The following is a 24148-nucleotide window of genomic DNA, read 5'->3' on the forward strand; positions in this document are numbered from 1 at the left end:
GATATTATAATCTAGCGTCTACAGAGTCTTTTGGTAATAATGACTTTACGTCGAATAATACTCCTGTTTCCGATTTTAATCCTGTGATATCTAATTCTAAGAATTCATTATGAGATACTGCCAAAATAACAGCATCGTAATCTTTTTGAAGTTGGGAAGCTTTACCCAATAAATCTAAATTATATTCATGTTTTACTTCTTCTGCTGAAGCCCAAGGATCTAAAACATCAACATTCACATCGTATGTTTTTAATTCTTTAATAATATCAATAACACGAGAATTTCTTATATCTGGACAATTTTCCTTAAATGTAATCCCTAAAACTAAAACATTAGAGCCTTTAATCTTAGCCCCTTTTTTAATCATTAACTTTACAGTTTCGGTCGCTACATAAGCGCCCATACTATCGTTCATTTTTCGTCCAGCAAGAATTATTTCCGGATTATATCCAGACTCGATTGCTTTTTGTGCTAAATAATATGGATCGACACCAATACAATGCCCTCCAACTAAACCTGGAGAAAATTTAATAAAATTCCATTTGGTTCCTGCTGCTTCTAAAACAGCTTTTGTATCAATATCTAATAATCTAAAAATTTTAGACAATTCGTTAACAAAAGCAATATTTATATCACGCTGTGAATTCTCTATAACTTTTGCAGCCTCTGCAACCTTAATTGAAGGCGCCATATGTGTTCCTGCAGTTATAACCGTTTTATATAATTGATCTACACGTATTGCTATTTCTGGTGTAGAACCTGAAGTTACTTTTAAAATTTTAGTGACGGTATGTGTTTTATCACCTGGATTAATTCGTTCTGGAGAATAACCAGCAAAGAAATTTGTATTGAATTTTAATCCTGAAACCTTTTCTAAAATTGGTACACAAATATCTTCTGTAACACCAGGGTAAACAGTAGATTCATAAATAACAATATCTCCTTCTTTTAAAATTTTCCCTATAGTTTCACTTGCTTTAACTAAAGGGGTAAAAATAGGTTTGTTTAAAACATCTGTAGGTGTTGGAACAGTGACAATAAAAATATTAGAGTCCGCCATTGATTCCGGCTGACAAGAAATTAACAACCCCGTTTCTGCGTCGGTATCCGTAGTTAAAACGGCCTGAAGTTCTGGAGTTGTAACTTCTAAAGTTCTGTCTTTTCCGGACTGTAATTCGGACACTCGATTTTGATTTACATCAAATCCTACAACTGAATATTTTTTAGCAAATTCAACAGCTAAAGGCAAACCTACGTACCCTAAACCAATAATGGTAATCTTATCTTTCTTCTGCATGGTGTTATCTAAGTTGGCTACTCATTTTTTATATTAAATTACAACTAAAACAGTAAAACTATTAATTAGTTTAAATAAAGCAAGTTAAAAGATAACCACCAATTAAATTCGTTTTATAAAACGTTTTAATTGTCCTACGATACCTTTATTCTTATCACTTTCATGATATGCATTTCCGTAAACGCCATAACCATAGCCATAACCGTAACCATAGCCATAACCGTAATTATGATTAGTTTTATGCTTATAAAAGTTAAGCACAAAACTTATATTCTTTACTTCACCCATACGGTGTTTTGCATTAATTAGTGACAACATACCTTTCTTGGTATAATCTAAACGCACCATAAAAATAGTAGCATCTGCAAACTGGGTTAATTGTAACGCATCTGTAACTAAACCTAACGGTGGAGTGTCCAAAATAATCATGTCATATTCCTGACGAAGTTGAGTAATTAAATCGGTCATAACATCACTCATAAGCAATTCTGAAGGATTCGGAGGTACAGGACCTGAAGGAATCACATCTAAATTTTCAACAGTCGTGTGACTGGTTACTTGTGCTAAAGAATGTTCTCCAATTAAATAATTTACCATCCCCAAATCATTGGTAATTCCGAAGTCTCCAAATATTTTTGGTTTACGTAAATCTAATCCTAATAATATTGTTTTCTTACCAGATAAAGCATAGACAGTAGCCATATTAATAGATGTGAAGGTCTTTCCTTCTCCACTAACAGAAGAAGTTACCATAATTGTTTTTCCTAATTTCTGATCTCCTTCTTGCTTTTTAAAGATGAACTGTAAACTAGATCTAATCGATCTAAAGGACTCTGCTACTGCCGATTTTGGTTTCTCAAAAACCACTAAATTATTATGATATTTATACTTCCCAATCAATCCTAAAATAGGAATACGAGACAGACGTTCAACCTCATCAGATCCATGAATCGTATTATCTAATAAGTATATAATGAAGATGAATAACATGGGTAGAAAAAAACCAATCATTAAACCCATCATATAATTAAGCGATTTGTTTGGACCAATAAATCCACCACCAATATCTTTAGCTTCATCAATAGACGTGATATCTGAAATATTCGCAGCTTTTACAATGGCTGCTTCACTTCGTTTAGCCATATATACATTATAAGCTTCTTGACTAATATCCAGCTTACGTTGAATTTTCAAATATTCCTGTTGATCTTCTGGTAAATTACTTAATTTAGATTCTAAAGCTGTTGCTTGACGCTGAATACTATTTAACTGAGATCTTATAGTACTTTTAGTTGCATTTATCGTTTCTAACAATACTTGCTTTTCAGAATTTATCCTACGGTCAAGATCTTTAAACAACTCAGATCCTTCCTTCATACTATATTCCAAATTCTGACGCTCTATAGATAAAGCTGTTATTTTTCCGACACTTTGCTGAATATTAGACTCTTCAATCCCGACAGAAGAAGGCGCAGCAATATTAATGTAGCTCGTTTTAGTACGTAAGTAGTCTTCTAGAGCATTTAAATAATTCAACTTTGTTTCCCCAGTCTCCTTTGCCATCTCGTATTCTCGTAAACGGGAAGAAACCTCTGTCATTTCGGCACCAACATCAAACACTTTATTTTGTTTTCTAAACGTGTTCATTTCATCTGAAAAATCTTTCAAACTGTTGTTCACACTTGCTAAACTACTATCAATAAATTTAATTGTATTTGTCGCATAAAGATTCTTACGTTGCAACTCTGTCCTACTTAAAATAGCAGATGTCGCATTTAAATAATCTACAATTTTGGCTTTGTTATGACCTGACAATGATAAGCGTAACACAGAAGAAGACGCCTGAGATAGTGGAGCTGCCTTTATTGTGTTTTTATAACTATTTACAACTTGATCAAAATTTAAAAATTTGATAAAATACTCTGAATTATTAGAAAACGTTTGTTCCGGTTTCGTTAATAAAGTAAAATGAACAAATGGTAAACTGACTGGTTCTCCTATAGAAAAAGTCTTATTGAATAAACCGGTAGGCAAACCAACACGATCTGTATGTTTATCACCGTAAAATTGAACCAAGCCTCCATCATTTTCAAATTCTGTAAAAATTTCAAACTGCTTCTCGTTAATAAATCGAATACCTATAGGATGATTTAAAAGCTGCCCTTGCTGCTTATCAATTTCAATGTAAAATGGAGCATCTTTATAGATATCTTCCTTTCTATATTTCCCTTCCTTCAAATAATCAATATAAAACTCTAACGAATCAACAACTTTTTCATTGTGTGTTCTTGTTTCTAGTGAAGTAATAACTTTACCAACTTTTCCTGAAACTCCTCCCCAGTTAAAAGAAATACTTGTATTAGCAGTAAAAAAAGGATTTTGGTCGTTTTCAATAGAAATTAAAGAGTCTAACTTATAAATATTTTGCTTTCTAACATTTATTAAGTACGCTATTAATAAAGCAGCACCAACACATAGTAAAACCAATTTCCATAGATTAAGAACCTTAAACAAATACCCTCTAAAATCGAAGGTCATCCCTCCGGATTCCATTTGGTCCTGATCGTCATATTCGTATTGTGCCATACCTTAAAGTCGATCTATTAATAATATTGTTGTTGTAACTATAGCAAGTAGAGAAGCTATAGATGCTAAAGTTTGCATCCCTGTCTCCCCTGTTCCCCAAGATTTCTGACGGAGTGGTTTTACATAAATCACATCGTTAGTTTGAATATAATAATATGGAGAATCCATTGCATCTTCACGAGTAATATCGATATGATGAATTTTTTGTCCTTGCGGATATTGCCTAATAATCATAATATCCTTTCTATCTCCAGTAATAGGAATTTCGCCAGCATTGGCTATAGCTTCAAAAATATTTACACGATCTTGAAATAAAGTATTTGTTCCTGGAGACCCAACTTCTCCATTAACCGTATAACGTAATCCTGTAAGTTTTACTGTTACAAAAATATTAGCGGTTTCTTTAAATTGTTTTTCTAGTAATTTTAATTCTAAAATCTTTTCAATCTCTTCTGTAGTATATCCTAAAACATTAACTCTTCCTAAGGCAGGAATTCTAATTTCTCCATGTAAATCAACAGTAAACCCATCAAAATAAGCACGCTCGACACTATTTGCACTTAACAAATCTTCTCCCATGGGATTAAAAATCTGAACGGCATCTTGATCGAGAGCTTTTACTCTAATATTTAAAATATCATAAATTTGAATGCGATATGGAGACTGTCCTGCCAGAACTTTAGGTATAGAATCGGTTCCCGTTTCTGGTGGCTGCAAGTAAACTAATTCTTTATGAGAAATACATCCAGAAATTGAAAGACATAATACAATACAAGTAAGAAATAAAAATTTGGTCATGAATAGCGGACAGTGATTTATCGACAAATATAAGTTTTCGCCCTGAATATCAAAACTAATCGTTTACTTTTTGGATATTTGCACAACAATTATAAAACAAAGACGCACTTGAATTATTTAACAGTAGAAAATATAGCTAAATCTTACGGAGAACTTACGTTATTCGAAAACCTGTCATTTAGTATACATAAAGACCAAAAGGTAGCTTTTGTAGCTAAAAACGGAACAGGAAAAACATCGATTCTAAACATTCTCTCAGGACTTGATCAGCCAGATACTGGACAAATAATCTTCAGAAAAGATATTACCGTTTCTTTTTTACCTCAAGAGCCTGTTTTAGATCCTAATTTAACGGTAGAAGCTACCATTTTTGATGGTGATCATGATATTCTAAAAGTAATTAGTAATTACGAAGCGGCATTACATAATACAGAAGATGCAGATGCTTATCAGAAAGCATTCGAACAAATGGATCGTTATAATGCTTGGGATTTTGAAACGCAATACAAACAAATCCTATCGAAATTAAAACTAGACAACTTTTCACAGAAAGTAAGCACCTTATCCGGAGGACAAAAAAAACGTTTGGCTTTAGCGAATGCCCTAATTAATAAACCCGATTTATTAATATTAGATGAGCCTACCAACCATTTAGATTTAGAAATGATTGAGTGGTTAGAATTGTTTTTTGCTAAAGAAAACATGACCTTATTTATGGTAACTCACGACCGTTTCTTCTTAGAACGTGTGTGTAATGAAATCATAGAATTAGATCAAGGTGAGATGTTTAGCTATAAAGGAAACTACTCGTATTACTTAGAAAAAAAGGAAGCTAGAATCGCACAGGAAGCTGTAGAAGTTGGAAAAGCTAAACAAGTATTTAAGAAAGAATTAGATTGGATGCGACGCCAACCTAAAGCGCGTACTACAAAATCGAAATCTAGAATAGACGATTTTCACGATATAAAAGAACGTGCTGGTAAACGCAGAAAAGACCATAAAGTTGAGTTAGAACTTAATATGGAACGCTTAGGAAACAAGATAGTAGAATTACACAATGTTAAAAAAGCGTTCGATGACAAAACCATTTTAGACGGATTTACTTATAATTTCCAACGTGGCGAACGTATAGGAATTATTGGTAAAAACGGAACAGGAAAATCGACTTTTCTAAATATTTTAACCGGATTGGGAGAGCCTGATAGCGGAACAATCACTTTAGGTGAAACTGTGAAATTCGGGTATTACACCCAAGCTGGGATTGAAGTAAAGCCTGACCAAAAAGTGATTGATGTAGTTCGTGATTTTGGTGATTATATTCCGCTTAAAAAAGGAAAACAAATTAGCGCACAACAACTATTAGAACGCTTTTTATTCGACAGGAAAAAGCAATACGATTTTGTTGCAAAACTAAGTGGAGGTGAACGTAAGCGTCTATATTTATGTACAGTGCTTATCCAAAATCCTAACTTTTTAATTTTAGATGAACCAACAAACGATCTAGATATTGTAACCTTAAATGTCCTTGAGGATTTTCTTTTAGATTTCCCCGGATGTCTTTTGGTTGTGACCCACGACCGTTATTTTATGGATAAAATTGTAGACCATTTATTCGTATTTAGAGGCGAAGGTGTTATTGAAGATTTTCCAGGGAACTATAGCGATTTTAGATCTTACGAAGACAGTCCTGAAGTATCTCCTACAGAAGACAAAAAAGAAAAGAAAAGTTGGAAACAAGATTCTAGCACAAAATTGTCTTATAACGAGCAAAAAGAATATAACAATATTGAAAGCAAACTAAAGTCTTTAGCTTTCGATAAAACAGAATTAGAGGCAAAATTTACTAATCCAGACCTTTCGCAAGATAAAATAAATGCGTTATCTGAGAAATTAGAAAAATTAATACAAGATATGGCAGACAAAGAAGAACGTTGGTTTGAACTTGCAGCAAAATTGGAAGAATAAATTTTAATTACGAATTTAGACCTAGTGCTTCATCAAATTAAAGAATATTTAAAGTTTTTAAAACGCTCGACTAATCAGCATGGGGTGCACTCCCCTTTTGTTTACAATTTAGTAACCAAATGCCTTTACGATAAAAAAAAGCATGCTGACTATGCGTTAATATCAAGCTATAAAAATGCGCTTTTAAACAATAAAGAGACTATTAAAATAACCGATTTAGGTTCTGGCTCTGTTTATACTAAAAGTAATATTCGCCATATAAACAGTATTGCAAAACATTCTGGAGCAGCTTTAAAACACGCTAAATTATTATATCGCTTAGCGGACTATTTTCAGTTTACAACCAGTTTAGAATTAGGAACCTCTCTTGGAATATCTACGCATGCAATCGCTTTAGGACATAAAGACAACAAAGTAACGTCTATTGAAGGCTGTCCAGAAATAGCAAAATTTACAACACAAAATCTAACCGATCAAAACATTACAAATGTCGAAATTTTGATCGGAGATTTTAGCAAAGTGATTCCCGAATTAAATCAAAACACTTTCGATTTTATTTTGTTCGACGGTAATCATAATAAAAAGGCAACTTTAGAGTATTTCGAACTATTGCTTCCAAAAATTCACAACAACACGCTTTTTATTTTTGACGATATTTATTGGTCTAAAGACATGACAGAAGCTTGGGAACTTATTAAACAACACCCTAAAGTAAAAGTCACCGTAGATACGTTTCAATATGGATTTGTGTTTTTTAGAACAGAGCAAATTAAAGAACATTTTACCATCCGATTATAAATTATTTCAACGTCTATGGATGCCTTTATTAATTAAATCTGTAACATTTCATAAAGTCTTGCGTCTTACTTCTTATAAAAATTCCTGTATCTTGCAGCAATCAACATTAGCATCAATTTTATGAGTAACGTTATAGAAATCACCAACATTATTCGCGATTTTAAACTCGGACAAGAAACCGTTCACGTTTTAAAAGGCATAGATTTAACCATTAAACGTGGCGATTATATTGCCATAATGGGACCATCAGGTTCGGGGAAATCTACGCTCATGAATCTTCTTGGATGTTTAGACACTCCTACTTCGGGAACTTATATTTTAAATGGGAAAGATGTTAGTAAAATGACAGATGACGATTTAGCCGACATTAGAAATACCGAAATTGGTTTCGTTTTTCAAACATTCAACTTACTACCAAGAACAACAGCTCTAGACAATGTTGCTTTACCAATGGTTTATGCAGGATATTCTAAAGCAGACCGTACTAAACGAGCTCAAGAAGTGTTAACCGAGGTTGGTTTAGCAGATAGAATGGACCATAAACCGAATCAGCTTTCAGGTGGACAAAGACAACGTGTGGCTGTTGGTCGTGCTTTGGTTAATAAACCATCAATTATTTTAGCCGATGAGCCTACAGGAAATTTAGATTCTAAAACTTCTATAGAAATCATGGGACTTTTCAATACCATACATCAGCAAGGAAATACTGTTATTTTGGTAACTCACGAAGAAGAAATTGCCGAACATGCGCATAGAATTATTCGTTTACGCGATGGTATTATTGAAAGTGATACCAGAACCGATAAAAAAACAGTTGCTGTAGAATCAATTTAATTAATCAAATCTTAATTCATTTTTAAAGCCTAAATTTTCCATGTAACTTTGAAATATGCCAACTACTGGCTCAATTTTAATTTAAGCATTCATACATGAAAATTTATACTAAAACAGGCGACAAAGGCACAACGGCCTTATTTGGTGGTACGCGTGTACCCAAACATCACATCCGTATTGAAAGTTATGGAACTGTAGACGAATTAAACTCATACATTGGGCTTATTCGTGACCAAGACATAAACCCAGCATATAAAAATATTTTAATTAGTATTCAAGACCGGTTATTTACGGTTGGAGCTATGTTAGCAACTCCTCCAGATAAAGCTATTTTAAAAAATGGGAAAGAACGCTTGAATATTCCTAAAATCGACGATAGTAATATCACCCTTCTAGAAACAGAAATGGATACTATGAATACAGAATTGCCACCAATGACACATTTTGTGTTACCAGGCGGTCATCAAACCGTGTCATTTTGTCACATAGCACGCTGTGTATGCCGTAGAGCCGAACGTTTAGCGTCAGAACTAAACGATATTGAACCTCTAGATCCGCAAACATTAACTTATTTAAACCGCCTTTCTGACTATCTTTTTGTGTTGGCACGAAAGTTGTCTCATGACCTACAAGCAGATGAAGTAAAGTGGATTCCTGAAAAGCATTAAAGCATCAATTTCAAGAAAATTATAACTCACTTTAAATCAAAATGTTTGAAAAAATAAAGCGTTCTTTAATTTAATGATGAAATAATTCATTTTTTTCTTGACTATTTAAACTAAAAAATTATTTTTGCAAAAAATAAAAACGAATTACAAATGTATTGGACATTAGAATTAGCATCATATTTAAGTGATGCACCTTGGCCAGCTACTAAAGATGAGCTGATTGATTATGCAATTAGAACTGGAGCACCTCTAGAAGTTGTTGAAAATTTACAATCCATTGAAGATGAAGGCGATTCGTACGACTCCATTGACGAGATTTGGTCTGACTATCCTACGGATGAAGATTATCTCTGGAACGAGGATGAATATTAATATTATATAAAGAAAAGTTAAAAAGTCTCATGTCGAGGCTTTTTTTTGTGCTAATCTTTATGTACCATAACAACAAAACGTATATTTGAGTGCTATTATTTAATAGCATTTAAAGTACTTAACTGTATCTATTAAGTCGCAAGACTTAATGCAACCATAAACACATATACGCATGAATTTTTTAAATTCTGTACTGAAGGTTTTTGTTGGAGATAAATCCAAACAAGATGTAAAAGCCATCATGCCTTTAGTAAATAAAATTAAAACTTTTGAGAAGGCTCTAGAAGCTTTATCACATGACGAGCTTAGAGCAAAAACAGCTTTCTTTAAAGCTAAAATTGCTGAAGGACGAAAGCCTTTCGAAGATCAGATTTCCGCGCTTTTAGAAGAAGCTAATAATACCGAAGATATTGACAGACGTGAAGATATTTATCAAGAAATTGATAAGTTAAAAGACGATTCTTATACTGCTACAGAAGAGGTTTTAAACGACATCCTTCCTGAAGCTTTCGGTGTTGTTAAAGAAACTGCAAAACGCTTTAAAAACAACACTAGTATCGCTGTAACAGCAAATACTTTTGATAGAGAAATTTCTGGAACTAAAGATTACGTGGTTTTAGAAGACGATAAAGCGATTTGGGCCAACTCTTGGGATGCAGCTGGTAAAGCCATTACTTGGGATATGGTACATTACGATGTGCAACTTATTGGTGGTATCGCTATGCACCAAGGTAAAATTGCAGAGATGCATACTGGGGAAGGTAAAACGTTAGTAGCAACTCTACCTATGTACTTAAATGCATTGGCGGGTAAAGGTGTTCACCTTGTAACAGTAAACGACTACTTAGCAAAACGTGATAGTGCTTGGATGGCACCAATTTTCCAATTTCACGGTTTAACTATCGATTGTATCGATTACCACCAACCTAATTCTGATGCTCGTAAAAAAGCATACAATGCAGATATTACTTACGGAACAAATAACGAATTTGGTTTCGATTATTTACGTGATAACATGGCGCATTCTCCAAACGATTTGGTTCAACGTCCGCACCACTATGCCATTGTCGATGAAGTTGATTCTGTATTAGTTGATGATGCACGTACGCCATTAATAATCTCAGGACCTATTCCGAAAGGAGAAATACATGAATTTGATGCTTTAAAACCTAAAGTAGATGATATCGTTTCGGTTCAACGTAAATATTTAACAGGTGTTTTTGCAGAAGCTAAGAAATTAATTAATGAAGGAGACACTAAAGAAGGTGGTTTCCAATTGTTACGAGTATTCCGTGGAATGCCTAAAAACAAAGCCTTGATTAAATTTTTAAGTGAAGATGGAGTGAGACAATTACTTCAGAAAACTGAAAATCATTATATGCAAGATAACAACCGTGAGATGCCTAAGGTAGACGAAGAGTTGTATTACGTTATTGATGAAAAAAATAATCAGATTGAATTATCAGATAAAGGAGTTGAATACCTTTCTGGTAAAGACAATCCTGACTTTTTCGTAATGCCAGAAATTGGTATTGATATGGCTAAAATTGAAGCAAAAGGATTATCTGCTGAAGAAGAAGCGAAAGAAAAAGAAGATTTATTTAGAGACTTCGGAATAAAATCTGAACGTATCCATACTTTAAATCAATTACTTAAAGCCTACGCCCTGTTTGAAAAAGACAATCAATATGTGGTGATGGAAAACAAAGTAATGATTGTAGACGAACAAACCGGTCGTATTATGGATGGTCGTCGTTATAGCGACGGATTACATCAAGCTATTGAAGCTAAAGAAAATGTAAAAATTGAAGCTGCCACACAAACATTTGCTACGGTAACACTTCAAAATTTCTTTAGAATGTACCGCAAACTTTCTGGTATGACGGGTACAGCGATTACTGAAGCTGGAGAATTATGGGAAATATACAAATTAGATGTTGTAGAAATTCCAACAAACCGACCTATTGCTAGACACGATAGAGAAGATTTAGTTTATAAAACAAAGCGTGAAAAATACAATGCGGTAATCGAAGAAGTTACCAAATTATCTCAAGCTGGTCGTCCGATATTAATTGGTACAACTAACGTTGAGATTAGTGAGCTTTTAGGAAAAATGCTTAGCATCCGTAAAGTACCACATAATGTATTGAACGCGAAATTGCATAAAAAAGAAGCCGATATTGTTGCAGAAGCTGGGCAGCCAGGACAAGTAACAATTGCGACAAACATGGCAGGTCGTGGTACCGATATTAAGTTAATAGAAGCTGTTAAAAAAGTTGGTGGTTTAGCAATTGTAGGTACAGAACGTCACGATTCGCGTCGTGTAGACCGTCAGTTACGTGGTCGTGCTGGTCGTCAAGGAGATCCAGGAAGTTCTCAATTCTATGTGTCATTAGAAGATAACTTAATGCGATTATTCGGTTCTGAGCGTATTGCTAAGATGATGGATAAAATGGGATTAGAAGAAGGTGAAGTGATTCAGCATTCTATGATTTCAAAATCTATCGAGCGTGCTCAGAAAAAAGTTGAAGAAAATAACTTCGGTGTTCGTAAACGTTTATTAGAATATGATGATGTTATGAATGCGCAACGTGAAGTTGTTTACAAACGTCGTCACCATGCCTTATTTGGAGAACGTCTTCGTGTAGATTTAGCAAATATGATTTTCGATACTGCTGAAAATATTGCTGAAATAAATAAAGATGCTAACGATTATAAAAATTTCGGATTTGAATTGATTCGTTATTTCTCAATGGCTAATCCTATAGACGAGCAAGAATTCAACAAATTATCTGTTCAAGATATTGCTGCTAAAGTTTACAAAGCTGCTTTCGAACATTACAAAGCTAAAATGGCTAAAAATGCAGAACTTGCATTTCCGATTATCAAGAATGTATACGAAACACAAAGCGATAAATTTAAACGCATTGTAGTGCCATTTACAGATGGTGTAAAAACATTACAAGTTGTTACAGATTTACAACAAGCTTACGAAACTCAAGGAAAGCAATTAATTACAGATTTCGAAAAGAACATTACTTTAGCTATTATCGACGATGCATGGAAATCGCATTTACGTAAAATGGATGAATTAAAACAATCTGTACAATTAGCTGTTCACGAACAAAAAGATCCATTATTAATCTATAAGTTTGAAGCTTTCGAATTGTTTAAGGAAATGATTACTCAAGTAAATAAAGATGTTATTTCATTCTTATTTAAAGGAGAATTACCTAGCGAAGACCAAAATGCGATTAGCGAAGCAAAACAAGTTGCTCCTAAAAAGCAAAACATAGAAACGTCTAAAGAAGAAATTCCTAATTTAGACGAACGTGCTTCTCAAAGCAGAGCTGCTGGTCAAACACAACGTCAGCCAGAAGTTGTAGAAACTATTGTTCGCGACAGCCCAAAAATTGGTAGAAACGATAAAGTGACAATAAAAAATGTTATGAACGGAGAAAGTAAAACTGTAAAATATAAGCAAGCCGAACCGCTTTTAGCGAAAGGTGATTGGGTAATTACTGAATAAGTAAACCGTAATTAAAATAACGTTATAAAAGGTCTGCCAATATTTGGCAGACCTTTTTTTTTTGTGTTTTTCATTTTAAAGCGGGGATTTTCTTGCTTTATTTATTAAATTTAACAAAAGCCCTTAATATGCAGCGACTTATACTTCTAATTTTTCTGTTAATCTCGAATGTTGTTTTCTCCCAAAAAAACAATACAGACGTAACCGCATTATCAGAAAACACAGATTATTTTCACTCCTTTCAAGAAGAAAAATTCTTTTTGCATACCAATAAAACAACCTACTTTACTGGAGAGCAAATTTGGTGGAAAGCATATATTGTAAATGATGCAAATGATAAACCCCTAATAAGCACTGCCAATTTGTATGTCAATTTTTACGACTCAGAAAAACAACTTATTTCTCATCAATTATTTCATTGTAAAGATGGCACATCTCATGGCGAACTCGATTTACCTAAAACATTAATCTCCGGAACCTATTATATTTCATTAGACACACAATGGAATAGAAATTTCGATTCCAAATATAGCGTTGCAATCAACGTTGTTAATATAGAAACAGAAAGTAATACAGTATTAACGGATACTGAAGCGAGTACATCTTCGCTAGAAGATAGTCTTCACAATTTTACACAAGGTGAACTTCAAGTTTCATTTTTCCCAGAAAGTGGCGTTTTACTAAAGAATACTAAAAATGCCATATATTTCACCATTAAAAATAACAATGAATTTATACCCAATCAGGATGTGAAGATTGTAAATATGACGCATCAAAAAGAACGCGTAGACACAAACACAAATAGTTATGGACATGGTAAATTCGATTTGTTTTACGAACCAAATAGCGAGTATGCCTTAACTTTTACCTATAAAAACAAAACTTACGATTTTAAACTACCTACAGCTTTAAACACAGGAGTAATAGTACATAAACCTGAAAAAGATGAAACCGATAATTACGAATATTTTGTAATAAAAATAAGTGAAGAACTCGCAAAAAACAATCATGGTGAAACCCTATTTGCAACCATTCATCGGAACCAAAAAATACATACTGTAAAACCTTTTAAAATAGACCAAAACTTTGTGAATTACAGTTTAAAAATTGAAAAACAAAACCTATTTAATGGTATAAACTCACTTACTGTTTTTAACTCTAAAAACAAACCCATAGCAGAGCGCCACTTTTTTGTTGAAACGAAAACCCCCATACAACTAGAAACAAGACTTGCAATGGAAATTAAAGATTCTATGCTTATAGATTTTAGAATAGAAAACAATTCTAAGTTCACCAATTTAAGTATTTCTGTACTTCCTACAGACACAAAACTGAATGAAGAACACCAAACCATTACAGACCACTTTTTAATAACTCCCTATATTAAAACGAAAACCCCTGCCCTTTCCGAGCTATCTAAAACAGAATTAGATCTGTTATTGCAAACGCAAATGCAACCAACCAAAATGAACACACTTATAAATCCTATTTTCAAAAAAGAGCATGGGATAAGCATAAAAGGTGCGGTTAATACACCATTAACTGAGTCGTGTAAAGTTGTAATTTCATCTAAAGCCAACGATATTTTAGAAATTACAGAACTAAATCCTAATAAATCTTTCGAGTTTAATAATCTTGCGCTTAATAAATCTTCAGACTACAAACTCTCTTTAATAAATGAAGAAGGTACTTTGGTTAACGCCGCATTTTTCATTTATAATACCAATACACTTTACAAAAAAGACAGTATCCTGGTCGTAAACTCTAAGCCTCTTTTAATAGCATCGGCAGACAATAAAACAACTTCAGAACCTGAAGTAGACTATAATATTAGTTATAAAAATGCAGAATTATTAGACGAAGTAGAATTAGAAGGACAAGGAAAAAGAAACGAAGATTACGAACATTTATATCCTGATTTACCAACAAGTCCGAGTTCTGCATTTAGTAGAGGAGTCTTTATAGATGAAATTTCAGCTATGGTTAACACGGTTGTACAATTTTTAAATAAACAAACAGGAGTTAAGGCAAGCGAAGGCCCAATTTTTATGGGGATTTCTCAACCAATTTATGATAATGAGGGTAATATAATTGGAAATACTGAACAGGCCGAAGTAAGTCTTGTAAGGATTAGGTTCACAAGGGGCCAAATAGATTCTCCTTTAATATTTCTTGACAATGTAATAACAGATCCAGAGGTATTATATATGATGAGATTAAGTGACGTTAAATCCATACATATTAACAGAACGGGTACAGGACTTGGTATGCGTGGCTCAAATGGTTCTATAGATATTATTACTAAAAACGGGAATGATTTCACAAAATCAAACTCAACCAATAAAGCCCCTACAACATATACTAGAGTTCCAGATTTTGGTTTTTCGGGAGCTTCTCCTTATTATTTAGCACCTAGTCTTTCTTACAATACAGAGGAGTCGCAACAGTTATACGAAACTCTAGATTGGGTACCTGATTACAATGTTTCACCAAACACTGCTAACACATTAAAACTGTATAAAGGAAATCATGAACGTGTAACTTTATTTATTAACGGCTTTAATACAGCTGGAAACTTAGTATCTAAACAAATAGATGTTACTATACCTAACAATTTTTAATACGTATAACTTTAACCATCACACCGGAAACGCCTAAAACAAACTATAAAATCCAACTTTAAATGTCCTACACTACTCCATAAGTACCTTACTAAATTTAGCATTTACGATAATAGATTTTGTACTACTTAAATTCCCTGTAGAAAACGTAGATGTATTTTCGGAAACTGATTTTTCTGGATGTTTAAATCGAGATTGCTTCCCGTTATACTGTAAATTATAATCTGTTTTTGGCAAACTAATTAAGGCATCGCTATTCTCTAAGACAATATTTAAATTCTGAAAGCTATCGGCAATTTTAGAGATTTTAAGATCTCCGAAACTACCATCTATAATCGAATTTCCAGTAAGATTCCCTAACTGAATATTTGAGGATGTACTATTTAACATCAACTGATTCACCTCCCCTATTTTGGCATTTTCAACATATTTTAACTCCAACTGCCCTTGATTCCAATTCGCAATAGATACTGGTGCATAAGACACAGCGATGGAAGTCTGGCTTCCATCGATTGTGTTTGCTGTTAATTTGGCATGAGACATTTCTGCTTTTAAATTTTCTATTAAAGACACAAGTTGCAACTCCCCATACTTCACATTTACTTCTAAATTCGCCTTTTTGGGCATATGAATAATTATGGTTTTTTTTATATTTGGATAACTAGAACCAGGATTTTTCATGTCGTTCGCATGTTGTCTCGCTTCGTGAGCGTGCGCTTTGGCGTCTTCGGCATGTTCTCTTGCATCCATTTGTCTCTCGAAAGATTCTCCAAACTGTTCACCCCAAGCTTCCATACTATCTCCAAAGTCCTTTCCGAAACCTTCTTCAAACTGTTTTCCCCAGGCTTCCATTTGTTTTCCATACGATTCGCCAAATTGTTCGCCCCAAGCTTCCATCTTTTTCTCGTAATCCTCAAAACCCGAAGCACTAAACTGTTTAGCCCACGTTTTCATCTTCTCTTGATACTCTTTTCCGTATTTTTTCTGATAGGTTTTACTCCATTCATCCAAATATTTTTCACCTTCCTTTTTATACGCCTCATAATCAAAATTAACCTGACTAATACCTTTTGGGAGTTCTGGTAATTGTGGCATTACGGGCATACTTGGCATTTGCGGCATGCTAGAAAAGTGAGACATATTTGGCATTGTAGGCATAGGTGGTATTTCTGCCAATTCGAATTCTAAATCTTTTAATGCAGAAATAGAACTCGCATCAAATTCATAATCCATATCCCAATGGTTCTGATTTCCTTTAGACGTAATATTTACGAAGTCGCTAGAACCACTCACATCTACATTCCACTGTTCTAATGCGTTTTTTAAATTTGCTTGACTTAGTTTATCACTTTCTACAAATGCTTCAACTTCTATACTATTTTTACTCCACGTATCGATTTTTACAATGGTATAATTCGATTCTAAATTAATAGTCACATCTTTATTTACATTTAAAGTTTGTGATGCTTTAGACAACTTTTGCTGTGCTTGTGTTTGATTAGACGCAAAAAACAACAGAGCTATACTCGTTATTGATTTTATAATTAACTGTTTCATTTTTTGATTGATTTTTAAATAGATTGCTCTGATGCTTCATTAGCAACAGGTACTGTTTTTAACTCTCTAAGTTGGTCGCGCAGACGGTACAATAAATTTAAACGCAATTTTAAATTATCGATTAAGGCATTTACGGTTAACTCGCTCGGGCCAGATTCGGTTAATTCTATAGATAATTTTTTATATTCAATAGTTAATTCTTCCAAATGCTGAATGTATCCGTCTATCAATTCCTTGTTTTCTGGAGTTAATTCAACTTTAGATAATTCGGTATGAATACTCGCTAAATAATAATCTTCGACTTTCTTTAAATCTGGAGATAAATCGCCTAAGGTTTTTGTTTTTATAACAGGTATAACTTCAGTTTCGATTGCAACTGGATTCTGCTCAATTTCAATCTGATTAGAATTAAAATAGGTGTAACCTCCAAAACTTAATGCAAATAAAACCACCAAGCTTGCTGCTACCGAAATCCAATTAAAAGAAGGTTCTGATTTTTCTTCTGGCAAAGCATTATTCAGCTTTTCTAAAAAGCGCGCTTCATGACCCTGAGATAAACCCTCATCATCCCCCTTGTCTTTATCAGCTTCAAATAGGTTTCTAATATCTTGTGCCATAACGTTTAGATTTTAAAAGTTCTTGTAATTTTTGTTTCCCTCTGGATAAATGTGTTCGTGATGCCACTTCAGAAATATTTAAAATTTCAGAAATTTCTTGATGATCGTACCCTTCAATTAAAAACAGTATCAAAACATATTTATACTTTTCAGGAAGTGTTTCAATAACCAATTTTATATCTTTTAAGGTCACATTGTCGTCTACCTCCCAACTTTCGTTAACTTCTGTATCGACCACTTTCAGGTGCACCTCTTCTAAAACATCTAGCTGTTGTTTTTTAGATTTAAGCGAATCGATACACGTATTAACGACTATACGTTTTAACCAAGCGCCAAAAGTAACTTCTCCTTTATATTGGTGCAATTTGCTAAAAGCTTTTATAAAGGCATCTTGCACCAAATCTTCGGCTTCTGCAGTATTCGAAATAAATCGTTTGGCAACACTATACATCCCTTGGCAGTACTGGTTGTATAACTGCATTTGCGCCTTTCGGTTGTTCCGTTTACATTCCTCTACGATAGCAATAGAAAATGAATTCACTTATGGTGTTTTTGGTTAGTGTACATCTTAAAGACGACCTTTATTCTGAAGTGTGGCAAAAAAGGTAATCTTTTTTTTGAAAGCTTGTTAAAATTGAATTAATTAAACTTACCTCCCTTTAAGTTGACTTTCTTTTAAAGTATCTTTATCCCTTAAATAATAATTTTTTTATGAACAGATTTTTGAAATGGGTAATGGTTCTACTATTATTTGTAGCCATTGGTATTTTTTTATATGCATATTTTGAAAAAGGAGCTTTCAACAAAGTTTTAAGTCCGAAAGACACTGTAGAATATAAATTAAACGATTTAAAACTAGAAGTGTTTTACAATAGACCATCTAAGCGTGACCGATTAATTTTTGGTGGATTAGTACCTTATGATGAAGTTTGGAGAACGGGTGCGAATGAAGCCACAACCTTTAAAACAAATAAAGCTCTTAAAATAGGCCAAGACTCTTTACCTCCTGGAAAATATACACTTTGGACTATTCCTAGCGATTCCACTTGGCATATTATGTTTAATACTAAACAATATAAATGGGGCGTAGACGAAACAATGCAGGCGATGCGCGACCCTGCTTTTGATGTTATAGATTTACAAGTTCCTGTTGAAAAATTAAATAATTCTGTAGAAGAGTTTACTATTTCTTTCGACAATTCTACCGATAATTTAGCTTTAACTATGGCTTGGGACGATGTAAAAGTTGCGGTTCCTTTAAAGTAAAATCGACTATATATTAAGGTTTACAGCAGATTTTTAAATGTTAAAAATTTCTTTTCTAGAAAAAACAATATCTTTGTACTTTCAAGTTTCTATCTATGACTTACCAATTCACCATTATAGTTCCTGTATATAATGAAGAAGATAATTTATTACGTGTTGAACAAGAGCTTTTAGTATACGCCAAAACGGCCACTAAAAGCACTAAAATTCTACTTGTAAATGATGGTTCTAAAGATAAAAGCCAAGAACTTATTGAAATTATTTGCAGTAGACATCCAGAATTCGCTTTTATTAGTTTTAAGGAAAACCGCGGATTAAGCGCTGCTATAAAAGCGGGTTTCGACTATGTAGATACGCCTTTGGTAGGTTATATCGATTCAGATTTACAAACAGCACCTTCAGACTTTAATATTCTACTTGAATACATTGAAGAATACGACTTGGTGACAGGAGTACGCTCGAACAGAAAAGATTCGTTTGTAAAGAATATGTCTTCTAAAATAGCAAACGGCATCCGTAGAAGTTTTACGCATGATGGTATGGACGATACTGGTTGTCCTTTAAAAGTTATAAAAACAGATTATGCCAAACGTATCCCTATGTTTAAAGGATTACATCGGTTTTTACCTGCTATGATTTTACTTCAAAACGGAAAAATTATTCAAGTACCTGTTCAACATTTTCCAAGAATTGCCGGAGTTGCAAAATTTGGATTATGGAACCGATTATTAGGACCATTAGTAGATTGTTATGCATATATGTGGATGAAAAAGAAGTATATTAACTACGAAATTGAGAAACGTAGTTAATGAGTAATTGGATTATATACACCGTAGGATTTATTGCACAAATATTATTCTCCTCACGATTAGTCGTACAATGGATTACGTCCGAAAAAGAGCGAAAAGTTATTACACCTACTCTATTTTGGACCTTGAGTTTAATTGCTTCGTTTTTACTTTTTGTTTACGGGTATTTAAGACAGGATTTTGCAATTATGCTAGGCCAGAGTTTAACGTATTTTATCTACATTAGGAATCTTCAACTTCAAAATCAATGGCAAAAATTTCCAAAACCTATGCGCTGGTTTTTACTTTTTGTTCCCATTCTTATCGTAATTTACTATTATAATAATAACAGAATAGATATGACGTTATTATTTAAGAACGAAGATATTCCTACTTGGTTACTTATTTTAGGGATTGTATCTCAAATTGTATTTACGTTACGTTTTGTTTACCAATGGTTATATTCTGAAAAAAAGAAAGAATCAACTTTACCTTTCGGTTTTTGGGCACTAAGTTTGGCAGGTTCCATACTTATTTTAATTTATGCAGTATTTCGCAAAGACCCCGTATTATTTACCGGACATATTCTTGGGGCTGTAATTTACAGCAGAAACTTAGTTTTAATAAAAAAATATCATGATTAAAGTCATCGAAAAACATCCCGTTGTAGCCATTTGTTTAATGGTAGCACTGATGCTTCTTCCTAACTTGCACGTCTTACAAGTAACAATAATGGAAGCGAGAAACTTTATTACAGCTCGTGAAATGATTACAGATAATCACTGGTTATTAACAACCATGAATGGTGAAGCACGTTACGAAAAACCGCCGCTACCAACCTGGATATCGGCAATCTCTGCTGCTCTTTTTGGATTAAAAGTATACGCTTTAAGACTACCAACAGTTATTATGATTATGGTAATTGGAGTGTTTGTATACAGATTATCCTTTTCTATGTTAAAGAATAATGTACACAGTTTGGTAAATGCCTGTATAGTAATTACATCGTTTTATACCGTTGGGATTATAATTGAAGCCCCTTGGGATATTTATGCCCATGGATTTATGATAATTGCTATTTACCATTTATTTCAACTCTTTCAGAAAGAAAACAAATACTGGAAACATACTATTATCGCGGGAGTTTGTTTAGGGTTCTCGTTTTTAAGTAAAGGTCCAGTGTCTTTATACGCCCTTTTCTTGCCGTTTATATTGGCTTATGCATTCACCTATAAATTTAAAAACTTCAGTCCTAAAACGTTCTCTGTATTAAGTGTATTAATCTTAATGATTGGTATTGGTGGCTGGTGGTTTATTTACGTACGTTTAATAGACCCGGAAACATTTACACATATTACACAAAAGGAAACTAGCAATTGGGGAAGTTATAATATACGTCCGTTTTACTATTATTGGAGTTTCTTTACACAGAGTGGAATCTGGACTATTCCGGCATTTATTGGTTTACTATTTCCGTATTTAAAAACGAGAGTTCGCAACTTAAAAGCTTATAAATTTAGTTTTTATTGGACCATTTTCGCTGTAATTTTATTGTCTATAATTCCTGAAAAAAAATCACGATACCTGATGCCTGTTTTAATTCCTTTAGCAATAAATACAGGTTTTTATATTGATTATTTATTTCAGCGTTTTAAAAACCTAAAAGACAAAAAAGAAACGTATCCTGTTTATTTCAACTTTGGGTTAATAGCAAGTATTGGCGTTTTATTCCCAGTTCTTGCCTATTTAGGGTTGAAGGATAGTTTAGAAGGATTTTGGATTCAATACAGTATCGCTTCAATTGTACTGTTTAGTATTGGTATTTTTATTTTTATCAATTTAAAGAAGAAAGCAATCAAACAAGTATTTTTTCTAACCGTATTATTTTTTGCCTCTATATTTGTTGTGGCATTCCCATTATACCAAGCAACTGTTCCTGGGAATTATTATGATATCACAACTTTAAAATCCGAAGCTAAAGTACAAGATTTAAAGGTCTACGGATTAAATTATGTGTCGCCAGAAATGCTTTGGTTATATGGAGATATTCTTCCAAAAGTAAATACCGAAGACAGTCAACTTCAATTTCCTAATGACACACGTTTCGGATTACTGACTAATGCTTTAACTGATGCAGAAAAGCAATCGATAAGTGAATTTTATACTATGGAATTTGTAGAAACTTACGACATCAATACAACCGACGAATCTTCAAGTAAATATAATTCTAGACTGGTAAACTATTACTATATCTTAACTAAAAAGTAGGTAGACTTCTGCGTTTTGCTATGTATAAAAATAATGTATAGAATCCAAAACCTGATAGTGCTCCAAAAGTAAGTCCACATACTAAATCTAACGGATAATGCACACCAACATACACGCGACTATACGCTACAATTATGCTCCAAACAATTAAGATATAGACACCTTTTTTGTAAAATGGTTTTAATAATAATCCTCCAAAAATGGCTGCTGCCATAGAATTAGACGAATGTCCGGAGAAGAATCCGTAACGCCCACAGCGTGCTGCGATGTAACGCATATGTTCCATAACGCCTTCGGTTCTACACGGTCTAAAGCGTTGCACGGTATGCTTTACTAAATTAGTCATTTGATCTGTGAACGTAATCATTAAAGCTATTACAAGAATAGCTACAATCAACGATTGTAATCCTCTTTTTCTATATATTAAATATAATAATAGCGCATACAATGGCACAAAAGTAAGCTCGTGCGTTATGGCTAACCAAAGTGGATCCCAAGATTCGGAACCCAAATTATTTAAATATAGAAATACATTTTTATCATAATTTACAAGTTGATCGAACATAGGATTTAGTCTTCGTAACGAGAGACTTCTCTATCGTAAAAGTCTGTAGCTTTTTGGATTAAACTTTCCGTTTCCATTTCAATTTCGCGTTGATCTTCTTGATCGAAATCTTCTAACCACTCTACTTCATCATCTTCTAAATTGATTATAAATCGAGGAAATTCAGTATGAATAACGAAAATTGCATTTGGATAATCTGTATTATCACCTAATATAAATTTTGGGAGTTCCATATCTTTAAAATTATTTTTCTAAAATTAATTGTTTTGTTAGATAATTGAATCTAATATAAAGTAAAATTGCTGCCGAAGTTAATCCTGCTAAAAGCCCTAACCAAATTCCAAAGCTACCTAATTGGTCTTCTTTTCCGAAATAAAAACTAATAGGAAAACCTATAATCCAATACGCAATAAAGGTAATAATGGTTGGTATCTTAACGTCTTGTAGTCCACGTAATGCTCCTAAAACAACAACTTGAATACTGTCACTTATTTGAAAAACAGCAGCTGCAAGTAATAAATTTGATGCAATATGCACAACTTCAGAATTGTCGGCAAAGTTTGCTGCATCGCTTAAGTCCACATATATTTTTGGTAATTGAGTATGTAATACTAAAAACATTAAAGCAAAACAGATGGCGAATATTGTCCCCATTAGGAATAATGAAAAAGCAATTCGTCTTAATTCTTGATAGTTTCTTAGTCCTTTCTGATTTCCAACACGCACCATACTTGCAACACTTAATCCGGTGGCCACCATAAAGGTCATAGACGACAAGTTTAAGGCAATCTGATTAGCTGCCTGAGGATTTTTACCTAGCAAACCACTTAACCATACAGCCGACGTAAATATAGCAACTTCAAAAAGCATTTGCATGGCACTAGGAGCCCCAATATTAAATAGGCGCTTCATCATTAAAGTATCTAATACAAAGATTTTAATATTAATAACGTAATCTCTCGTTTTCTCATTTCCTTTTAATACCCACCAAATAAAAGCAACCATAATAAAACGTGATGCTAATGTTCCGTAAGCAGCTCCAACTATACCATAAGCCGGTGCACCAAACTTTCCAAAAATAAACATATAGTTTAAAAGTACATTCACAAGGTTACCAATAATGGTTGCGTACATCGCATATTTAGTCAAAGACATCCCGTCGCTAAACTGCTTATAGGCTTGAAAAACGACTAATGGTATTAATGAAAAAGCAACAAAATCCAAATATGGAATAGCCAACTCTACAACCTCTACAGGTTGCTTCATTAAATACATGAGAGGCTTAGCAAAATAGAGTATTAAAAAGAGTAAAACCCCTAGTAATGTACATAGAAACAGACCGTGTTTAAAGGCCGATTTTCCAGATTTAAAATCTTGAGCAGTATCGGCTTCGGCAACTAAAGGTGTAATTGCAGTAGAAAATCCAATCCCGATGGACATCGCAATAAACATAAAACTATTACCTAAAGATACCGCAGCAAGTTCGGCTGTACCCAATTGCCCAACCATAATATTGTCTACAAAACTTACAAATGTATGACCCAGCATACCAAGCATAACTGGTGCTGCCAGTTGCCAATTGTATTTAAATTCTTTTGTGTAATTAGATAAAAGCACGT

Annotated in this window: 20 protein-coding genes; 11 read left to right on the forward strand and 9 right to left on the reverse strand. The window is 33.4% G+C overall.

Annotated elements, in window-relative coordinates:
* Nucleotides 1–4 precede the first annotated feature (4 nt).
* The 3 genes from R6X41_RS14600 to R6X41_RS14610 all read right to left on the reverse strand — a co-directional run bounded on the left by R6X41_RS14600 (nt 5) and on the right by R6X41_RS14610 (nt 4681).
* Nucleotides 5–1297 carry a nucleotide sugar dehydrogenase gene (locus R6X41_RS14600; RefSeq protein WP_318501082.1) on the reverse strand — a complete coding sequence of 431 codons (1293 nt, stop codon included), beginning with the start codon at nt 1295–1297 and terminating at the stop codon, nt 5–7.
* 102 nt (nt 1298–1399) lie between these two features.
* A complete protein-coding gene (locus tag R6X41_RS14605; protein WP_318501083.1) occupies nt 1400–3883 on the reverse strand; it encodes a polysaccharide biosynthesis tyrosine autokinase in 2484 nt (827 codons plus the stop codon).
* 3 nt (nt 3884–3886) lie between these two features.
* The gene (locus R6X41_RS14610; protein WP_318501084.1) at nt 3887–4681 is read right to left on the reverse strand and encodes a polysaccharide biosynthesis/export family protein; all 795 of its coding nucleotides are present in this window, start codon (nt 4679–4681) and stop codon (nt 3887–3889) included.
* A gap of 108 nt (nt 4682–4789) precedes the next feature.
* On the opposite strand from R6X41_RS14610, the gene R6X41_RS14615 reads away from it, so the two are divergent.
* From R6X41_RS14615 to R6X41_RS14645, 7 genes are all read left to right on the forward strand, one after another.
* Complete coding sequence (locus tag R6X41_RS14615; RefSeq protein ID WP_318501085.1) at nt 4790–6646, forward strand: ABC-F family ATP-binding cassette domain-containing protein; 1857 nt, start codon at nt 4790–4792, stop codon at nt 6644–6646.
* A gap of 24 nt (nt 6647–6670) precedes the next feature.
* Complete coding sequence (locus tag R6X41_RS14620) at nt 6671–7444, forward strand: O-methyltransferase (protein WP_318501086.1); 774 nt, start codon at nt 6671–6673, stop codon at nt 7442–7444.
* Between the two features lie 120 nt (nt 7445–7564).
* Nucleotides 7565–8278, forward strand: coding sequence for an ABC transporter ATP-binding protein (locus tag R6X41_RS14625; protein WP_318501087.1), 714 nt, complete (start codon nt 7565–7567; stop codon nt 8276–8278).
* A gap of 95 nt (nt 8279–8373) precedes the next feature.
* The gene (locus tag R6X41_RS14630) at nt 8374–8946 is read left to right on the forward strand and encodes a cob(I)yrinic acid a,c-diamide adenosyltransferase (RefSeq protein WP_318501088.1); all 573 of its coding nucleotides are present in this window, start codon (nt 8374–8376) and stop codon (nt 8944–8946) included.
* Nucleotides 8947–9096: 150 nt separating this feature from the next.
* The gene (locus R6X41_RS14635) at nt 9097–9318 is read left to right on the forward strand and encodes a DUF2795 domain-containing protein (RefSeq protein ID WP_318501089.1); all 222 of its coding nucleotides are present in this window, start codon (nt 9097–9099) and stop codon (nt 9316–9318) included.
* A 172-nt stretch (nt 9319–9490) separates the two neighbouring features.
* On the forward strand, nt 9491–12847 hold the full coding sequence (gene secA / locus R6X41_RS14640) for a preprotein translocase subunit SecA (RefSeq protein WP_318501090.1): 3357 nt from the start codon (nt 9491–9493) through the stop codon (nt 12845–12847).
* A gap of 128 nt (nt 12848–12975) precedes the next feature.
* Nucleotides 12976–15468 carry a hypothetical protein gene (locus tag R6X41_RS14645; RefSeq protein WP_318501091.1) on the forward strand — a complete coding sequence of 831 codons (2493 nt, stop codon included), beginning with the start codon at nt 12976–12978 and terminating at the stop codon, nt 15466–15468.
* Nucleotides 15469–15540: 72 nt separating this feature from the next.
* Here R6X41_RS14645 and R6X41_RS14650 read toward each other — a convergent pair whose 3' ends face one another.
* The 3 genes from R6X41_RS14650 to R6X41_RS14660 are packed head-to-tail and all read right to left on the reverse strand — an operon-like array spanning nt 15541 to nt 18183.
* Nucleotides 15541–17025, reverse strand: a complete 1485-nt coding sequence (locus R6X41_RS14650) for a hypothetical protein (RefSeq protein ID WP_318501092.1) — start codon at nt 17023–17025, stop codon at nt 15541–15543.
* Nucleotides 17026–17039: 14 nt separating this feature from the next.
* On the reverse strand, nt 17040–17642 hold the full coding sequence (locus R6X41_RS14655; RefSeq protein WP_318501093.1) for a hypothetical protein: 603 nt from the start codon (nt 17640–17642) through the stop codon (nt 17040–17042).
* The gene (locus R6X41_RS14660; protein ID WP_318501094.1) at nt 17626–18183 is read right to left on the reverse strand and encodes an RNA polymerase sigma factor; all 558 of its coding nucleotides are present in this window, start codon (nt 18181–18183) and stop codon (nt 17626–17628) included. The genes R6X41_RS14655 and R6X41_RS14660 overlap by 17 nt, the downstream gene beginning before the upstream one ends.
* A 170-nt stretch (nt 18184–18353) precedes the next feature.
* Between R6X41_RS14660 and R6X41_RS14665 the strand changes: the two genes are divergently transcribed.
* The 4 genes from R6X41_RS14665 to R6X41_RS14680 all read left to right on the forward strand — a co-directional run bounded on the left by R6X41_RS14665 (nt 18354) and on the right by R6X41_RS14680 (nt 21964).
* Nucleotides 18354–18908, forward strand: a complete 555-nt coding sequence (locus tag R6X41_RS14665; protein ID WP_318501095.1) for a DUF2911 domain-containing protein — start codon at nt 18354–18356, stop codon at nt 18906–18908.
* A 95-nt stretch (nt 18909–19003) separates the two neighbouring features.
* A complete protein-coding gene (locus R6X41_RS14670) occupies nt 19004–19717 on the forward strand; it encodes a glycosyltransferase (RefSeq protein ID WP_318501096.1) in 714 nt (237 codons plus the stop codon).
* Entirely contained in the window at nt 19717–20340 is a 624-nt protein-coding gene (locus R6X41_RS14675) for a lipid-A-disaccharide synthase N-terminal domain-containing protein (RefSeq protein ID WP_318501097.1), read from the forward strand. Before R6X41_RS14670 ends, R6X41_RS14675 begins: the two co-directional genes overlap by 1 nt.
* Nucleotides 20333–21964, forward strand: coding sequence for an ArnT family glycosyltransferase (locus R6X41_RS14680; protein WP_318501098.1), 1632 nt, complete (start codon nt 20333–20335; stop codon nt 21962–21964). The genes R6X41_RS14675 and R6X41_RS14680 overlap by 8 nt, the downstream gene beginning before the upstream one ends.
* On the opposite strand, the gene R6X41_RS14685 is transcribed toward R6X41_RS14680, so the two are convergent.
* Genes R6X41_RS14685 through R6X41_RS14695 form a run of 3 tightly spaced genes read right to left on the reverse strand, consistent with a single transcriptional unit; the run spans nt 21954 to nt 24146 of the window.
* The gene (locus tag R6X41_RS14685; RefSeq protein WP_318501099.1) at nt 21954–22529 is read right to left on the reverse strand and encodes a phosphatase PAP2 family protein; all 576 of its coding nucleotides are present in this window, start codon (nt 22527–22529) and stop codon (nt 21954–21956) included. The genes R6X41_RS14680 and R6X41_RS14685 overlap by 11 nt on opposite strands.
* A gap of 5 nt (nt 22530–22534) precedes the next feature.
* Nucleotides 22535–22762 carry a DUF8828 family protein gene (locus tag R6X41_RS14690; RefSeq protein ID WP_318501100.1) on the reverse strand — a complete coding sequence of 76 codons (228 nt, stop codon included), beginning with the start codon at nt 22760–22762 and terminating at the stop codon, nt 22535–22537.
* A gap of 10 nt (nt 22763–22772) precedes the next feature.
* Nucleotides 22773–24146 (reverse strand): MATE family efflux transporter, encoded by a 1374-nt coding sequence (locus tag R6X41_RS14695; protein WP_318501101.1) that lies wholly within the window; start codon nt 24144–24146, stop codon nt 22773–22775.
* Nucleotides 24147–24148: the final 2 nt, after the last annotated feature.

Origin of the sequence: Formosa sejongensis, from assembly GCF_033447105.1 — a bacterium.
Classification (GTDB): Bacteria; Bacteroidota; Bacteroidia; order Flavobacteriales; family Flavobacteriaceae; genus Formosa.